15 protein-coding genes, 9 tRNA genes, 1 rRNA gene and 2 pseudogenes are annotated in these 16,372 nt (G+C 40.4%); 4 read left to right on the top strand and 23 right to left on the bottom strand.

The window, feature by feature from the left end; all coding sequences use genetic code 11:
* The first annotated feature begins 65 nt into the window (after nt 1-65).
* Both IYQ91_RS05975 and IYQ91_RS05970 read left to right on the top strand, forming a co-directional pair.
* Nucleotides 66-266, top strand: a complete 201-nt coding sequence (locus IYQ91_RS05975) for a hypothetical protein (protein WP_082312175.1) — start codon at nt 66-68, stop codon at nt 264-266.
* Nucleotides 250-1,479, top strand: coding sequence for a transporter (locus IYQ91_RS05970; protein ID WP_082312174.1), 1,230 nt, complete (start codon nt 250-252; stop codon nt 1,477-1,479). Before IYQ91_RS05975 ends, IYQ91_RS05970 begins: the two co-directional genes overlap by 17 nt.
* Before the next feature lie 37 nt (nt 1,480-1,516).
* Here IYQ91_RS05970 and htpX read toward each other — a convergent pair whose 3' ends face one another.
* Complete coding sequence (htpX, locus tag IYQ91_RS05965) at nt 1,517-2,413, bottom strand: zinc metalloprotease HtpX (RefSeq protein ID WP_082312173.1); 897 nt, start codon at nt 2,411-2,413, stop codon at nt 1,517-1,519.
* Nucleotide 2,414: 1 nt separating this feature from the next.
* Nucleotides 2,415-2,975, bottom strand: coding sequence for a LemA family protein (locus IYQ91_RS05960; protein ID WP_195673350.1), 561 nt, complete (start codon nt 2,973-2,975; stop codon nt 2,415-2,417).
* Nucleotides 2,976-3,122: 147 nt separating this feature from the next.
* On the opposite strand from IYQ91_RS05960, the gene rsmG reads away from it, so the two are divergent.
* The gene (gene rsmG, locus IYQ91_RS05955; protein ID WP_084740397.1) at nt 3,123-3,836 is read left to right on the top strand and encodes a 16S rRNA (guanine(527)-N(7))-methyltransferase RsmG; all 714 of its coding nucleotides are present in this window, start codon (nt 3,123-3,125) and stop codon (nt 3,834-3,836) included.
* Between the two features lie 38 nt (nt 3,837-3,874).
* Here the strand turns inward: rsmG and IYQ91_RS05950 are convergent, their stop codons facing one another.
* The 10 genes and pseudogenes from IYQ91_RS05950 to IYQ91_RS05905 all read right to left on the bottom strand — a co-directional run bounded on the left by IYQ91_RS05950 (nt 3,875) and on the right by IYQ91_RS05905 (nt 12,263).
* Complete coding sequence (locus IYQ91_RS05950) at nt 3,875-4,702, bottom strand: glycosyltransferase family 8 protein (protein WP_195673349.1); 828 nt, start codon at nt 4,700-4,702, stop codon at nt 3,875-3,877.
* Between the two features lie 21 nt (nt 4,703-4,723).
* Nucleotides 4,724-5,476, bottom strand: a pseudogene (locus IYQ91_RS05945) (SDR family oxidoreductase).
* A gap of 32 nt (nt 5,477-5,508) precedes the next feature.
* Nucleotides 5,509-6,345 carry an energy-coupling factor transporter transmembrane component T family protein gene (locus IYQ91_RS05940; protein ID WP_195673348.1) on the bottom strand — a complete coding sequence of 279 codons (837 nt, stop codon included), beginning with the start codon at nt 6,343-6,345 and terminating at the stop codon, nt 5,509-5,511.
* Nucleotides 6,338-8,017 carry an ABC transporter ATP-binding protein gene (locus IYQ91_RS05935; protein WP_195673347.1) on the bottom strand — a complete coding sequence of 560 codons (1,680 nt, stop codon included), beginning with the start codon at nt 8,015-8,017 and terminating at the stop codon, nt 6,338-6,340. The genes IYQ91_RS05940 and IYQ91_RS05935 overlap by 8 nt, the downstream gene beginning before the upstream one ends.
* Nucleotides 8,018-8,027: 10 nt before the next feature.
* Nucleotides 8,028-8,789, bottom strand: a complete 762-nt coding sequence (locus tag IYQ91_RS05930) for a nucleoside phosphorylase (RefSeq protein WP_195673346.1) — start codon at nt 8,787-8,789, stop codon at nt 8,028-8,030.
* Between the two features lie 544 nt (nt 8,790-9,333).
* Nucleotides 9,334-9,810 carry a DUF6773 family protein gene (locus tag IYQ91_RS05925; protein ID WP_003038531.1) on the bottom strand — a complete coding sequence of 159 codons (477 nt, stop codon included), beginning with the start codon at nt 9,808-9,810 and terminating at the stop codon, nt 9,334-9,336.
* A 13-nt stretch (nt 9,811-9,823) separates the two neighbouring features.
* Nucleotides 9,824-10,309, bottom strand: a complete 486-nt coding sequence (locus tag IYQ91_RS05920) for a DUF6773 family protein (RefSeq protein WP_195673345.1) — start codon at nt 10,307-10,309, stop codon at nt 9,824-9,826.
* Nucleotides 10,310-10,311: 2 nt separating this feature from the next.
* Complete coding sequence (locus tag IYQ91_RS05915) at nt 10,312-10,509, bottom strand: helix-turn-helix transcriptional regulator (protein ID WP_106079407.1); 198 nt, start codon at nt 10,507-10,509, stop codon at nt 10,312-10,314.
* A gap of 341 nt (nt 10,510-10,850) precedes the next feature.
* On the bottom strand, nt 10,851-11,399 hold the full coding sequence (locus tag IYQ91_RS05910; protein ID WP_324252985.1) for an ECF-type riboflavin transporter substrate-binding protein: 549 nt from the start codon (nt 11,397-11,399) through the stop codon (nt 10,851-10,853).
* Between the two features lie 15 nt (nt 11,400-11,414).
* Nucleotides 11,415-12,263: an SAM hydrolase/SAM-dependent halogenase family protein gene (locus tag IYQ91_RS05905; RefSeq protein WP_021001990.1), complete on the bottom strand. Its 849-nt coding sequence runs from the start codon at nt 12,261-12,263 to the stop codon at nt 11,415-11,417.
* A 285-nt stretch (nt 12,264-12,548) separates the two neighbouring features.
* On the opposite strand from IYQ91_RS05905, the gene IYQ91_RS05900 reads away from it, so the two are divergent.
* Complete coding sequence (locus IYQ91_RS05900) at nt 12,549-13,412, top strand: IS982 family transposase (RefSeq protein ID WP_195673344.1); 864 nt, start codon at nt 12,549-12,551, stop codon at nt 13,410-13,412.
* A 297-nt stretch (nt 13,413-13,709) separates the two neighbouring features.
* On the opposite strand, the pseudogene IYQ91_RS10150 reads toward IYQ91_RS05900, so the two are convergent.
* The 11 genes and pseudogenes from IYQ91_RS10150 to rrf all read right to left on the bottom strand — a co-directional run bounded on the left by IYQ91_RS10150 (nt 13,710) and on the right by rrf (nt 16,362).
* Nucleotides 13,710-15,219: pseudogene (locus tag IYQ91_RS10150) on the bottom strand (IS1182 family transposase).
* A 170-nt stretch (nt 15,220-15,389) separates the two neighbouring features.
* A tRNA-Pro gene (locus tag IYQ91_RS05890) sits at nt 15,390-15,463 on the bottom strand.
* Nucleotides 15,464-15,504: 41 nt separating this feature from the next.
* Nucleotides 15,505-15,578 (bottom strand) — tRNA-Arg (locus tag IYQ91_RS05885).
* A gap of 9 nt (nt 15,579-15,587) precedes the next feature.
* Nucleotides 15,588-15,673 (bottom strand) — tRNA-Leu (locus IYQ91_RS05880).
* A 7-nt stretch (nt 15,674-15,680) separates the two neighbouring features.
* A tRNA-Gly gene (locus IYQ91_RS05875) sits at nt 15,681-15,752 on the bottom strand.
* A 19-nt stretch (nt 15,753-15,771) separates the two neighbouring features.
* Nucleotides 15,772-15,844 (bottom strand) — tRNA-Thr (locus IYQ91_RS05870).
* 10 nt (nt 15,845-15,854) lie between these two features.
* Nucleotides 15,855-15,936 (bottom strand) — tRNA-Leu (locus IYQ91_RS05865).
* 9 nt (nt 15,937-15,945) lie between these two features.
* A tRNA-Lys gene (locus tag IYQ91_RS05860) sits at nt 15,946-16,018 on the bottom strand.
* A gap of 27 nt (nt 16,019-16,045) precedes the next feature.
* Nucleotides 16,046-16,118, bottom strand: a tRNA-Asp gene (locus IYQ91_RS05855).
* 25 nt (nt 16,119-16,143) lie between these two features.
* Nucleotides 16,144-16,216: transfer RNA gene (locus IYQ91_RS05850), tRNA-Val, on the bottom strand.
* A gap of 30 nt (nt 16,217-16,246) precedes the next feature.
* Nucleotides 16,247-16,362: ribosomal RNA gene (gene rrf / locus IYQ91_RS05845) — 5S ribosomal RNA — on the bottom strand.
* Nucleotides 16,363-16,372: the final 10 nt, after the last annotated feature.

Genomic DNA, 16,372 nt, shown 5'->3' with positions numbered 1-16,372 from the left:
AGACCTTGAAAACCCTGTTATACCCCGCTATAATGGTGGCAATAAAGCTTTTAGGAGAACAATTTATGAATATATACATTGAAAAGAAAAGAATTACTCTCACATCAAGTGAAAGTCGAATTGTTAAGCGAACCATAAAGAGTGATATTCGTCAGGTTTGGGAATTTGTCACACAGGGTAAAAGGTTTCAACTCAAAAATCCTAGCCTCGCTAAACAACTTGTCAAAAAATATTCAGGAGATAAAGCAGATGAAACTATTGATTAAAAATTCACTTTTTCGTGTCATAGCTCTTTCTCGCTTTTTCAACTACTTAGGAGCCTCTATCTACAATCTTGTTTTTGTAGTTTTTGCAGCAAGTCTGCCCCATGCTAAATTCGCAGTTGGAACTGCCAATATTATCTTACTTGCTCCTATCCTTTTTACTGTTTATGTCGGTAAGCGGGCTGACCAAACGCACGAAAAAGGGTACTGGCTGATTGCCACAGGCTACATTCAAGCAATATTGTTTGTCCTTGTTGCAATGCTGACTTATCAAAAAAGTCTAATCGCTTTTTCCTTTGTTTGCTTAATTAACATCATCTCAGATATTCTCAGTGACTACCGCGGCGGTTTGCAAATGCCTATTTTCCAGAAAAATATTCCTGAAGAAGATCGTATGGAAGCCTATAGTTTTACTCAATTTCTCTCTATCATTTGTTCTATTTCGGGACAAGCTCTGGGAGTATGGCTACTCGCCATTAGCAATCAAAATTTCTTTTTCGTTGCCTCTATCAATGCTCTGGCTTTCCTGCTTTCTTCAACTATCCTCTATTTCTACCGCAAACAGCTAACTCATGCACCTGTCACTATTAAAAAATCAGAGAAAAATACTTCTTTCCTTACTCAAGCCAAAGAAATTTTTAAATTGGGCGAAGAAATTTTCCAAAAGGAAGAAAAGAGCAACTTTATACTGCTCCTAGCCATCATTGCCATTATCAATGCCTTGGGTGGCAGCTTAAACGCTATCTTTAATCTTAGTCTTTTAAATCGTCCCTTCTGGAATCTCACTTTCAGTCAATCACTATTTCTCATCCAAGTAGTAGTCATGGCAGGTATGGTTCTCGGAAGTCTCACTCCCAGAGACTACTTCGCCAAACTCTCCGTCGCTCAAATTGTTTTATGGGCAATCCTTCCTATTGTTTTAATTGGATTAAATCAAATATTTTATAGTTCTCAACTAATTACTCTTCTTTCCACCATGTTCCTCATGTATCTAGCAGCGAAGGTCAATCCCAAGCTCAATGCTCTTCTTCTCAACAGTCTACCATCTGATGTTCTCGCACAGACCAGCTCTTTTTTATCCCTTCTCTTTAGTCTCTCCCTTCCTGTCGGAACTACTCTTTTTACAGCTCTTGCTGTTTGGAATATGACTATTTGTTGGACTGTCTTTACTCTACTAGGATTATTTGCCCTTGGACTTGCTTGGAAAAACAGATAAGAAAACTCTCCCAGTTATGTCATTGGGAGAGCTATTTTTACATATTTTTCAAACGTTCAATCCGCTCACTAATCGGAGGGTGAGTGTGAAAAAGTTTTTGCAAGCCACCTGGCTTTTTAGGGTCATTGATATAGAGAGCTGCACTAGCATCATCAACCTTGCGATGCATGGGCTCACTTCCATCTAACTTTTGCAAGGCATTGATCATCCCTTGTGGATTGCGTGTTAATTCTACACTGGAAGCGTCTGCCAAAAATTCACGCTGACGAGAAATCGCCAACTGTACTAAGGTGGCTGCTAAGGGAGCCAAGATAATCGCAATAAGCGACAGAATCAACATCAAAATCCCCAAACCGTTGTCATTATCTCGACTATTACGCCTGCGACTCCCGCCACCAAACCACATCATACGCCCAGCTAAGCTAGATAGCATGGTCACTGCACTAGCAAGTGCTACCGCAATCGTTGAAATCCGAATATCATAATTACGAATATGGCTCACTTCATGTCCAATAACCGCTTCCAGTTCTTCACGATTCATCAGATTTAACAACCCTGTTGTTGCAGCAACTGCTGCATTTTCAGGCTTTGAACCAGTCGCAAAAGCATTGGGCGATGAATCCTCTACAATATACACCCGTGGCATCGGAACTTGTGCTACCATCGCCATATCTTCTACCACATGATACAAATCAGGGGCTTCAGCTTCAGTGACTTGGCGCGCACCATTCATAGACATAACAACCTCAGTAGACTGGAAAATCATGCTAAAAGCATAAATTCCACCAATGATAAAGGCAATTATCACACCACCGAGAGTAGAATTTAACCATAAATACCCTACCGCAGCACCAATAATCGCTAAGAGAGCAAAAAAAGCAATTAAGAGAACCCACGTTCGTCTTTTATTACTAGCAATTTGATCAAAGAGCATATTAGTCACCTAGACCGCTAAAATCAACTTTTGGTACAGATTTTTCTTCTTCTGGGACAGCTAAGAAATCTGCCGGCTTAAAGCTAAACATTCCGGCAATAATATTACTTGGAAATGTTTCTAGCTTCACATTATAATTGCTTGTTACACTATTATAAAGTTGACGAGAATACGAAATTTTATTTTCAGTATTAGTTAATTCTTCTTGCAATTTTACAAAATTTGTACTTGCTTGCAATTCTGGGTAATTTTCTGCAACAGCAAAAATTCCTGAAATCTGACGCGTCAAGGCATCACTTGCTTTCATAGCTTCTGCTGGAGTTGTTGCAGCAGCCACCTGCCGACGCAGTTCTGTTACTTTTTCAAACGTTGATGCTTCATATTTAGCATACCCTTTGACTGTTTCAATCAGATTTGGCAGCAAATCATTTCGACGTTTTAACTGAACATCAATTTGACTCCACGCTTCCTTGGTTTGCATACGACTTTTGACAAGACCATTGTAACTAGCAATCACAAACAATATCAGTACTACAACAATGGCTAAAATAATCATCCACATAATCATTCTCCTTTAAATTTATTATAGACATTATACCAGAAAAATGAAAAGAATAAAAATTTAGACTTCTGTAGCAAGAGAAATTTTGAAGATTCTCTTCTGATTATCTGGTATAATAGAAATAAGAAATACAAATAAGGACAAATGATGACACCCGAAGAATTTTATGAACTCTTAAAACAGCAACAGATTGAACTCACAGACCGACAAAAGAAGCAATTTGAACACTATTTTGAACTGCTCGTTGAATGGAATGAAAACATCAATCTGACAGCTATTACTGACAAAAAGGAAGTCTATCTCAAGCATTTCTATGATTCCATTGCGCCAATTTTACAGGGACGGATTGAAAACAAAAGCATCAAACTATTGGATATTGGAGCAGGGGCAGGTTTTCCGAGTCTTCCGATGAAAATCCTCTATCCAGCATTAGATGTGACGATTATTGACTCTCTAAACAAGCGTATTCTGTTTTTAAATCACTTGGCTGACGAGTTAGGTTTGGAAAAAGTTCATTTTTATCATGGTCGGGCAGAAGATTTTGCTCAAGATAAAGACTTCCGCGCCCAGTTTGATATTGTCACTGCACGCGCTGTTGCTCGTATGCAGATCTTAGCCGAGCTGACCATTCCCTTTCTTAAAGTTGGCGGGCGTCTTTTAGCGTTCAAAGCTAGCAATGCTCCTGAGGAATTAACAGAAGCAAAAACCGCGCTTAGCCTTCTTTTCAGCAAAGTCGAAAAAAACATTCATTACCAACTCCCCAATGGCGACCCGCGGTATATCACGGTTGTTGGCAAGAAAAAAGAAACTCCCAATAAATACCCACGCAAAGCAGGAATTCCTAATAAACGGCCGTTATAAAAAGAAAAGCCAACCATTTTAATCGGTTGGTTTCGTTTTTATCTGCCAACTTTTTGGCTCCGATATTGGTAATGCTTATAAAGTGCAGCATAGCGTCCGTGGTATTCTTTCAGCCAAGGCTTATCTCGACCGCAAAAGTGAAGAAAAACGGTATTCTCAATCACCCAATCCAAGTCCCACTCACCTTTACTCCGAGCATAATACAGCACATTGTAGCGTGCATCGTAGTTATACAATTCATCTGGAATCTGAATTGTCAAATGTCCATACAAAGCATTCAGCACATCTTGATCCGGTAAAAAGAGTTTAAAACTGTTTTGAGCAATGTAATCTAAAATAGCTTCACGCTTCACTTCTTTCCGAATGCTGGTCAAATTCATAAGTAAAACTCCTGAATTATAGTAACTTTCTGCCTCAAAATTCTGTAAACGCATCTTATTGACTAAATCTGTCATATTGGCATCTGATCCATGACTAGCCGCAGCGTATAAGGCATTCCCCATCTCTAGTTTGTAAAGAGGACAAATATCATTCAGACATAAAATATCTGCGTCTAGGTAAAGAATTCTATCTAAGTCTTTAGGAAGGTATTCATGTGCCAACAAACGATAGTAAATTGTTTCTGGATACCGATCAGTGCTGGGGGCGTCCTCAAATGCTTTTTCCCCAATCACGACTGGTTCATAGATAATCCCTAGTGCTTCACAAAAATCCTCAATCTCCATATTCCTTTTTAACAATTCTTTTTGCAAGATAAACACATGCAACAAAGCTGACGGTGAATTTAGGTAAACGGAATACAAGGTTGTTTTAAATTGCTCGACATAGCGATCATCGATTGAAAACAAAAGGTTTATTTCTGTCATATTCTCCCCATTCTATCTCATCTATTCTTCTCGAAAAACAGGCTGCGCTCCAAACGTTTGTGAAACAGGCATGATTTCAATCCGGTTAATATTAACATGAGGAGGCTATCCAACAATCCAAGCGACAGTATTGGCAATATCAACTGGCTGAATAGCATGAGCTCCCTCATACAATTTTCCAGCTCGTTGATCGTCCCCTTTAAATCGAACAGTTGAAAATTCTGTTCCCTCACAAAGACCGGGTTCAATGTTAGTAACACGAATATGGTGTCCTGCCAAATCAGCACGTAAATTCAAAGAAAATTGCTTCACGAATGCTTTACTAGCTCCGTAGACGTTGGCACCTGGATAAGGAACCGTTCCAGCAGTCGAACCTAGATTGATAATCAATCCACTATCTCGCTCTACCATTTGCGGTAGGATCTGACGTGTTAGATAAACCAAACCAATAATATTGGTCTGAATCATCGTCAGCCAATCTTGCATATCTGCCTCATAAGACTTGTCTAAGCCCAATGCCAGACCTGCATTGTTGACCAAAATATCAATCGTTCGCCAATCCTCTGGCAAACTTTCTAAGGCCTGATCCACGCTTTTTGAATCCGACACATCCATTTGAAGCGGATAAAAATTTTCAAGACCCAACTCCTCTTGAAGTTGTGTCAGCTTTCCCAATCTTCTCGCTGAACCAATCACTCGGTGACCTTCTGCCACCAAGCGACGACAAATAGCTTCACCAAAACCAGCTGAAGCTCCTGTTACCAATGCAATCATTTTCTTCCTCCTATGTACATTTCAATTTTCGTTTATAGCCAAGGATTGTAAAAGCGACCGTGATTAACAAAAAAGAGTAAAAAACTGAGTAGTAAAAATAAAATAGCCAGCAACATCACTTCAATATCCAATCTCTGAAAAGCCTGATAAGTGTACCAAGTCCGCTTCTTATTTTTACCAAAACGGCGCAATTCCATGGCTGTCGCAATCGTATCAATCCGCTCCAGCGAGCTAAAAATCAATGGAATAATGATTTGCAGGTTCCCTTTGATGCGCTGGCTTAATTTTGCTTTTTTGGACAATTCCAAACCACGCGCTTCTTGCGACATTCTGATCAGGTAAAATTCCTCCTGCAGGTCAGGAATATAGCGCAGCGTCAAACTGACAGAATAGGCAATTTTATAAGGAATTCCGATTTGATTCAAACTGGATGCAAACTGACTAGGATGAGTGGTCATCAGAAAAATAACCGCCAAAGGAATGGTGCAGAGATATTTTAAGAACAAATTAAACAAATAAAAGATTTCCTGCGCAGTCACGGTATAACTGCCTAATCCGCTGAACCAGACCGTCTGTTGACCATAAATCTCCACTCCGTACTGAGGAGCAAACAGATAAACCATGATAAGATTCAAAGCGGCAAAAATACCTGCAAAAGCCAAAACAAACGATACATCTTTAAAATGAATGTTCGAAACTCTAAAAAGAAAGAGTGAGCCAATCGCAATGACCAACAGCAAGCGAGTATCGTAACTAATCATCGCTGCAGTTGATACCAAAATGAAAAACAGTAACTTACTCGCTCCGGATAGGCGATGCAAAAAGGTCGTTCCCGCATGGTAACCAATAAGTTTTTGCTGATTAAGCATGGCTTTCCTCCCTTTCTTGCATATAAAATTCTGTTAAAGCGAGTGGATCAACGTTTAATTTCTCAGCCAAGGAAAAGATAGACGTTTCCTTGAGGTTCGCTGCATGAATCAAAGTCTTATCTGTCAAAACTTCAGCCGGTGATTTGTCCGCCAAGATCTTTCCGTCTAACATCACAACCGCACGTTCAGAATAATCCAGCATTAATTGCATATCATGTGTAATCATCACAATAGTGTGGCCTTTTTTATTCAACTCGTCCAAAAAATTCATAATTTCTGTATAATTATGTTGGTCTTGCCCAGCTGTTGGCTCATCCAAAAGAATAATTTCTGGATTCAACACCAAAATAGAAGCAATGGTCACACGCTTTTTTTGCCCAAAGGACAAAGCAGAAATAGGCCAATGTCGAAATTCATATAGACCACAAGTTTTTAGTACAGTTAAGACTCGCTTTTTTATTTCTTCTTCTGCAACGCCACGCAGCTTCAATCCCAAGGCAACTTCATCAAAAATCATGGTTGTTGAAATCATCTGATTTGGATTTTGTAACACATAACCAATTCGTTCGGCACGCTCCTTGATAGAGTCATTTTTGATGTTTTGCCCCTGCCAAGTATAGCTTCCTTCCGTTTCAATGAATTGACAAAGCGCTTTGGCTAACGTGGATTTTCCAGCACCGTTTTTCCCGACAATGGCAATTTTTTCGCCTTTAGAGATTGTAAAATCAATATCTTGTAAAACCTTTTTCTCACCGTAGGCAAACTGGACATTTTTCAACTCCAGCAAATCATCCTGTGCCGGTGATTTTTGAATAGAAACTTTTTCACCCAAAAACTGAACAGCGGAGACATCTATCTGAGCTAAATTTGCCAACTGTGCAGAATTTTCCAGCTGAAAACCAAGCTGACGCAAGGTGGTCAGATAAAGTGGCTCTCGAATCCCATTTTCGGCTAATAACTGCGTATGCAGCAGATTATCAGGACTGCCGTTAAAGAGAATTTGTCCATCATTGATGAGGACAATCCGATCAATAGACCGATACAGCACATCTTCCAGACGGTGCTCGATAACAATCGTTGTCGTTCCTGCTTCCGCATGGATCTGATCAATCAGCTCAATCGTATCCTGTCCCGACTTCGGATCTAAGTTTGCCAAAGGTTCATCAAAGAGCAAAATCGGACTTTCGTCAATCAGCACCCCGGCCAAACTGACCCGCTGCTTCTGCCCGCCAGATAAGTCTTGGGGACGCTGGTGTAACAGCGATAACAAATCCAATTTTTCCGCCCATAAATGAACCTTTTCTCTCATCGTCGGCAAATTAACCATGTCATTTTCCAAAGCAAAAGCCAGATCTTCCGCGACACTCAGCCCGATAAATTGACCGTCTGTGTCTTGCAAGACGGTACTGACAAGATTGGACAAGTCATAAATGCTGCTGCCAAACGCAGACTTACCTTGAATCCACAGATTCCCAGTCATTTCTCCATGATAAATAGTTGGAATAATGCCATTTAAGCATTGTCCAAGAGTGGACTTCCCCGAACCTGACGGACCCACGATTAAGACCTTTTCTCCCTCATAAATCGTCAAATCAACATTTTTCAAGGTTGGTTCTGTCTGTGCTTGATACTGAAAACTAAAGTTTTCAAATTGAATAATTGGTTTTTTCATAGCATATTCTCTATAAATCAAGGGCGAGCTGAATCGCCAAGTTAGCCACTTTGTCTTTTTCGTCTAGGTCTGCATGATTGGCTAAATTGCGCATATCCCAGGCTTCTTCTGACAAGTGATCCGCCGCATAAAAGAAATGACAAACAGAAATCTCACGAAAAGCTGCCAAAGCTGCAACTGCTGAACATTCCATGTCTACACAAACAGCACCCATTTCTTTTCGCTTACGGAGTTTCGCAGCTGTTTCCCGATAAATGCCGTCTGTCGTCCAAACTTTTCCAACTGTATGAGAAATTCCTTTATCAGCTAAAAATGACCGTAAAAAATCCCGCAAACCGACATTTACTTCTATCTCATCAGAAGCCGGCAGGTAATGATAACTGGTCCCTTCATCACGAATAGCCGCATGAGGAACAATGATAGACGTTTCCCTAATCGTTTCATCTAAAACGCCACATGTTCCAAAAAGAACCAGCTTCTTCATTCCAAAGACAATCAAATCTTCCAAAATAGCGATACAGGCAGCCGCCCCGACCGGTGAATTGAACACGGCGATTGCCTTACCTTTTATAATAACCTTGTAAATGGGAATTTCAATATTTGCCATGGAAGTGGAGGTCAATAGCTCATGCTGAAAATCAGCCAACATGCGCTTAAAGGTCTCGCGAGCAAAGCAAGACACCACTGTTTCTGGAAAATCCGGTAGCGCCTCCACCAAATCTTCTGGGTTGATAATCGCCTGACGATTTTCATCAAATTCCTCTAAAATCATCCACTTCTCCTCGTGTACTTACTCATTCTATTGTAGCACAAAAGAAAATAAGATGAAAATCAATTTTGAAGTCCACTACACCTGCCGCAAAATTAAATCTTGAACGTGAAAAAGAATCTGACCAAACAAAAAGAGTTCAGCTTCTTGCCAACCCTATACAGTTAATGAGAACATGTGATAATGGTTAAAATGCTCGACTCGGTCGACGAAGAAAACCAAAACTCGTTGAGACTATCGACCCGGTCGACGGAGTAAACCAAAACTCATTGAAACTATCAACTTGGTCGACGGGACAAACAAGAACTCGTTTCTTCTGTCCGACCCTCGGACGATATGAACCAATACCAGTTTGCTCCGTCTGAACCTCTGACAGCTTACCCAGACAATATTTTCCGTATTAGGTGCTTTCTTAAGCCTAAAAAGCAAATGAAAAGCTCCATCATAGGGCATTTTGCCATTATAAAGCAAGGCAGGGAGCATATTGTCCCTGCCTCTGTATCCTAAATAATGAACTGTTTCTCTCCCAAAGGAGTTCCACCCTCTTTTATTCAGAATCTTCCATTTCCATATCAATCTTATCTCGTCGGTGTTGATTGTATTTATTTAAAAACCAATTGAACACACCCAGCACTAACAGATAGGTTATAAAACTTCCAAATAGAAATAGGATAAAATCACTCGTCGGACGATTTTTATAATGCAATTCACCAAAATGGTAATGATAATACCCACTGAGAATTGTCAGCAAGAATGATTGGAATAATGTCGTCAAAATTCCCAAGCTCTTTTCAACAATTCTTTCTCTCCACAATACAAAGTAACAAATACTCCCAGCAATCAAAACCGCTGCTAATTCATCAACATAACCTTCTATTGGAGAATTCAGAAAGAAAAATTTGATACTGATTGCAATTATCAAAAATACAAGTAAAAATCGAAACGCATAGGCTTCAGCCTTGTATGTCCCTTGCCGAATACGCTCGTCCTTTTCGCCACCAAAATAATCCTTTATTTTGCTCATGATACATCTCCTTTCAGGATTCATCTTCTAAGTCCGCTAAATATTTCTCAAATCGCACCTTCTGCCATTTTCCAACAACTTCTAGTATCAGATTGAACACTATCATAATCGGAAGGTAAATCAGAAACGTAATCGGAATCACAACTAAAAACTTGGCATGTAATGGATTATTCTGATAAATAGCATGATTGACTTGAAAATTCTGCACCAAAATCACAACCGTTACCAAAGCCGTCATTGCCATAACACCCCAAATAGTGAAGGTAAAACTATTGAAATAATTGGCTCCTAGCCGCCGGCAACGCTCTAAAAAGTATAGGAATGCAATGAGACTTGAGAACAGGAATAGCTGTGTATAGACCTTGCCCGAATGGATAAAAATACTTCCAATATAAAAGATAAGATTACTAGTTATCAGAAAACTAAAAGCTTCCATTCCAGCTTTATTGACCAATTGCTCTTCTCGCTCATCTAAAATCTGACGTTTAATGAAGTTCATGATTACTCCTCCCAAAATAATTGATCTAATGTTTTATCCAATCGTTTACAAATTGCAATACAGAGACCGAGACTAGGATTGTATTTCCCCGCTTCAATCAAACCAATCGTTTGTCGCGTGACACCAATCGCATCTGCCAAATCCCCCTGAGTCAAATCATGCTCAACCCGAGCCATTTTTAGTCTAAGATTTTTTGCCATTCTCTTTATCCTCTGAGTCAGAATCATTTTTCTTTGTAGCGTGCAGAATGAAATCATGGGTTAAGCAACTAAAACCGAGACTCCTGAAAATAAAAATCTCTTGCTTTTTGAATCATTTTCATGATCCACTCTCTTTCTTCACTACTATTATACACTATATTATATAAAATGCAATATATAAATTACATTTTGTTTGATATTTTATTAAAATTAAAAATAAAAAAGCTGGAACAAACATCTCCAGCTTCAAAGCATACTGTGCAATAAACCAACAACGCAGTGGTGAGAATAGGAAAAAACATTTTCAAACTTTCGCTCCATCTCACCCCCGCTTCATGTCACTAATCCTTTTTCAAACTTCCTGATTTGGTTTGCGTGCGGGCATAAGCCAGCAAAAGCGCTGTCCCTGCAATAGCAACGGTCAAACCATTAGAAATCGTTGCAACAAAGCCCTGTACAAACACCTTGTTTACAGGCTCATTGTAAATCAAAATATCACCAAGCGGCGCGATGACAATCCATACCACAGCATTAGCTAATAATTGAATTACATTGAACGATACAATATCTTTTGCTTCAAAAATACCTTGCGTAACACGGAGTCTTTTCCGAAACAGTCCAACAATCAAGCCAAACAAACCGCTGGCAATCACCCATGACCACCAAGGATTTCCATATTGCAAAGAGTCCTTTAAGGCATGCCCGATGAAACCCGTTAAAAATCCAACAACCGGACCAAAAATCACGCTAAACAAGGCCTGCAAAGCATACTGCAATTGAATGCTGGTATTTGGCACAGGAGTTGGAATGCTAATCATTCCAATAACGACGAAGAGAGCTGCTCCAATCCCCGTTGCGACAACACTTCTTATTGAATTATTTTTCATAATAATCTCCTTTATTATTTATTTTTCAATCCGCTTGATTTCAATACTCCATTGCGCTCCGACTCCTACATTATAGGCCTTCGCAAAAGACCCCTGATTGATCGCCAGACCAACACGATAAAGAGAATTGATATACAAAATCGGCTGACCAATCCGTACATCCGCAAAAGATTTCCCATAAGTCACCTGGTTCTGATAGACCAGCATATCGTTATTATAAATCGTGACCTCAAACCGATTACCAAATTCAGGACTAAGAGTATAAAATTCCTCACGTGTAATAGACGTCCATAGCGAACCAAAACGAACATCTAAAATATCAATAGCCCCACTAACAAAATCATTCCCAATTGTCGTTTCCACAACAGGAATTTCTACAATTTCATCTATACTTAATTCTGGGCCCACTTCTTCAAAAGTAATGTGTCCGCTTGCTAACTTCGCACCAGTATAAGCATAAACATCACGACCATGAAACGTATAAGAATGCTCCGTATTTTTTCGGCGATTTTCCACCTCCGAAATCTCACGAATCGCTAGAATTCCCACATGTTTCTTGATAAAAGAAAGTGTCCCGTTATTTGGCGTGACAATATACTGATTTTGTACAGTTTTGGCAACCACGCTTTTCCGCTTCGAACCAACGCCTGGATCCACAACGGAGACAAACGTTGTCCCTTCTGGCCAATAATTCACCGTTTGAAACAAACGATAACTTCCCTCAAAAATATTATAAGGTGTAATATCATGGGTCAAATGATGTATTTTTAACGTTGGAGATTCCTCTAAGGCCACGCCGACCATTGCCGATACAGCCCCATCTACCAAACCAAAATCTGACTGTAATACCAGTAAGTTATTCTGCATTTTCTCTCCTTTATTACACTTATATCATAACATAAATTAAATTTCTTATCCATATCTATTTTTTATCACGTTGATAAATACTCTCTATAGCTATTTGCCAATATCCCCCAATAACTAAATACCGAATGGCTACTTTAACAAAACATGTCATTCTAATTCAAACTTGGTACAAATCTCTAATATTAAAAAATAACATTAACCCGTGGTGCTAGTTAACCTCAAAACACCATAAAAAGCCCAAAAAGACTATACTGTAAGTGACGAAACAAACAGGAGGTTATCCAAATGAGCCATTTACAGTATACCGCTAAATCCCATCATTTACAATGGAATATGAAGCAATTATCAAAAATTTGTCATCAGCTTTATCGGGATTATTGCCCTGATTCATTGAAACATCGTCATAATGTCAGCCTGTCAAAAGTTTCGGATGAATCTCTATTAGTCTTACTGCTCTTGCAAGCTGAACTAGGAATCAAATCCCAACGTCATTTTCACCGAATCTGCCAACTATTTCCCTGTGGCCGACTGCTGGAAAGAAGTCGCTTCAATCGTCGTTCAAGGCAGTTGATTTGGTTGCTACAACTCATTCGACAGGCGATGAATAACCAAATCTCCTCCGATACGATTGCCATCGTAGACAGTTTTCCCCTACCACTTTGTCAGTCTGTTCGTAACCATAGAGCAAGTATTTTCGAAGGATTGGCAGACATTGGCTACAATGCGTCAAAACACTTATGGTTCTATGGTTTCAAAGTTCACATACTCGTTACCTTATCTGACCATATTCTGAGCTATGTTATCACGCCGGCTGCTGTTCATGATATCAAAGTGGTGGAGGATTTATTGGAAGGCTGCCAACAATCTGTGATTTTAGCAGATTTAGGGTATCTCAGCCAGGCTCTTAAAGATCGGTTGAAACAGAGAGGGTATCACTTATGGACGCCCTTACGTCAGAATATGGGAAGCGCGAGCCAGCATAACAACTGGAGATTATTGGCTATGAGGCGAACCATTGAAACGCGCTTTTCTGAGTTATGTGCTCTCTTTGATATGGAACACACCTTTGCCAGAGGAATAGTTGGACTACAGTTGAGGATTGAACAAATCCTATTGACTTATAATTTGAGCTATTTTGAACTTAACTAGCACCACGGGTGACATTACTATTAAAATATAATAATTTCTAACATAATATTTATAAAATTTCAAATCTCTCCAGAATGTAACATATGATTCAAGAAATTGATAACAAATCAGCCAGCGACATTTGAATATAAAAAAGAAAAGCAAATTGTTTCACCTCTATTTCAATATTCGCTGGCATCTCCCCGCTACAATTATATTGAACAAAAAGAAAAATAGCCTGAGACAAAAGTGTTTTAACTCACTCTAACAATCAGAGTTCCGTTCGCTAATAGTCTCTGCTTTTTAGTTTTAAGGGCTTCATTTGTTATATTTCAGTAGGTTATTGGCCATGAGAACCAAGCCCATGTCAATTTTAACCTGACGTCTGCCTCTGAGATTACATCGTTTGTACCCCAAACAAGCCTTTATCTGACCAAAGACAGGTTCCACATCAACTTTACTTGGGCAAAGATGTGACTGCCTTCGTCAGATAAAAGTGCTTGGCTTTCTTTTCGTTTTAAGACTTGATATCGCTCATTGACGTAAAGTCCCTTTTGCGGAGTCAAGTCAGGTTGTTCTGCCTTATAAACCCTAATTTCCTGCTTGAAACCTGTCGTGGTATGGCTGTGTTTGAGGTGGTCAAATTGGTATACCCAACCCTATGGATGGGTGTAGGAATCAGCTGTTCCATCGTAAGTCTAGTTAGCCAAATTCCTATCAGATTCTTTGTGTCTTTTCTTCTGTTCCTTGTCAAAAAGACCATATTTAATCAAATGGTCAACGCCCATCCTATCCAAGGTGAGAAGATTCTCCTCGCCGCCGTATCCCGCATCGGCGACAACCCTTTTTAACTCATGTGGATACATTTCTAAAAAAGGCAATAGCGTTCTGGTATCTGTTGGATTTGGATAGATGTCATAGTGAAGGACGAACTGATTTTCAGTGGTGATTTGTAGGTTGTAGCCGGGTTTGAGTTGTCCATTTCTCATAGGATCTTCTTTCATTCTCATGAAAGTCGCATCATGATCCGTCTTAGAAAAACTCTTTCGACCTTGGAAGGTCTCTTGATAAATCTCATATTTTTCGGCCCGCACTGAAAAGTCATCCTTGACTTTACGCAGGACTTTCTTGAGATTGCGGCGTTTGGTCTTACGCTCGTCCCTACCTTTAACTGGTGTTTCCTCAATGTCTTGGCTCAGTCCAGCCAATTCTTCTTCAAGAAGTTGAGCAAACTCGGTCAACTGTTCTGAGGAGATGGGCTCTTGTGTATCCAGTTCAATGGCTTGATGGATAAGAGGCGTGATTTCTTCTTGGAAATAGACCTGCATCTGTTTTTGAAGTTTAGCGGAGAATCTCTCTGTCGCTTTCTTCCAAACGAAGCTGTACTTATTGACGTTGGCCTCAATCTTAGTGCCATCAATGTAGAGACCATCAAGTGTTACCAACTTTTCCATTTTCAACTGAAGATTGAGCTCGATAAAGAGTTCTCGCAGCAGATTTTCCATCCCGGCAGCTACACGGAAACGGTTGATGGTCCGGTAGCTGATAACCAACTGCCCTGTCAAGTACTGCATGGCTAGATTTTCTGCTATCATCTTTTCAATCTTACAACCAGAGAAACTTCCTTGGGAATAAGCAAAGAGGAGGGCAGACAGAAGTAACTTTGGGTGATAGGAAGGGCGACCAAAATCATGTAGAAAGACTGAAACTGACCGTCTTCTAGTGCATTGACGACCTTTTCGATAGTGAAGACGATGTGCCCTTGGGGCAAGACACAAGCAAGTTCTAGTGGCAAAGTTGTCTGATTTGTGCTATAGTGAATGTGCATGAGATAGCCTTTCTAATATTTTCTAGACAACTATATTTTACCAAGACTATCGCAACCATGAAAAAAGCAACGGCAAAACCGTTGCTTTTTTTGATAGAATCGAGACATTATTGTCCCAGGCTCCAGATGTTAAAAACTAATACCTATTTCATCTAATATCAAATAAAATATCGGGAAGACAGGATTCGAACCTGCGACACCTTGGTCCCAAACCAAGTACTCTACCAAGCTGAGCTACTTCCCGTATGGATAGAAAAAATGAAGTCCTAGGAGACTTCTTTTCTATGCACCCTAGAGGAGTCGAACCTCTAACCGCCTGATTCGTAGTCAGGTACTCTATCCAGTTGAGCTAAGGGTGCTCTTTCTCATGCCGAGGACCGGAATCGAACCGGTACGATTGTTTCCAATCGCAGGATTTTAAGTCCTGTGCGTCTGCCAGTTCCGCCACCCCGGCTTCCTCAAGCGAACGACGGGGTTCGAACCCGCGACCCCCACCTTGGCAAGGTGATGTTCTACCACTGAACTACGTTCGCATTCGCTTCTTTCCTTTAATGCCGGCTACATGACTTGAACACGCGACCCTCTGATTACAAATCAGATGCTCTACCAACTGAGCTAAGCCGGCTTATCTCCTATGCGGGTGAAGGGACTTGAACCCCCACGCCGTTAAGCGCCAGATCCTAAATCTGGTGCGTCTGCCAATTCCGCCACACCCGCCTGTGACTATGACCCGTACTGGGCTCGAACCAGTGACCCTTTGATTAAAAGTCAAATGCTCTACCAACTGAGCTAACGAGTCTCTCTAATGTATCTCTATACACTAAAACGGTCCCGACGGGAATCGAACCCGCGATCTTCGCCGTGACAGGGCGACGTGATAACCGCTACACTACGGGACCTATTAAGCCTTTCCGCTTAAAGAAATGGGAGTTAACGGGATCGAACCGCTGACCCTCTGCTTGTAAGGCAGATGCTCTCCCAGCTGAGCTAAACTCCCAAAAAGGAAGTATCTCTACTTCCTATCCTTGCTAAGCGACTACCATATCTCACAGGGGGCAACCCCCAACTACTTCCGGCGTTCTAGGGCTTAACTTCTGTGTTCGGCATGGGTACAGGTGTATCTCCTAGGCTATCGTCACTTAACTGCTGAGTA

Source organism: Streptococcus sp. HF-2466 (genome assembly GCF_015594645.1).
In the GTDB taxonomy this organism is placed as follows: Bacteria; Bacillota; Bacilli; order Lactobacillales; family Streptococcaceae; genus Streptococcus; species Streptococcus anginosus.
This window is presented reverse-complemented; position numbering and strand designations above follow the sequence as displayed.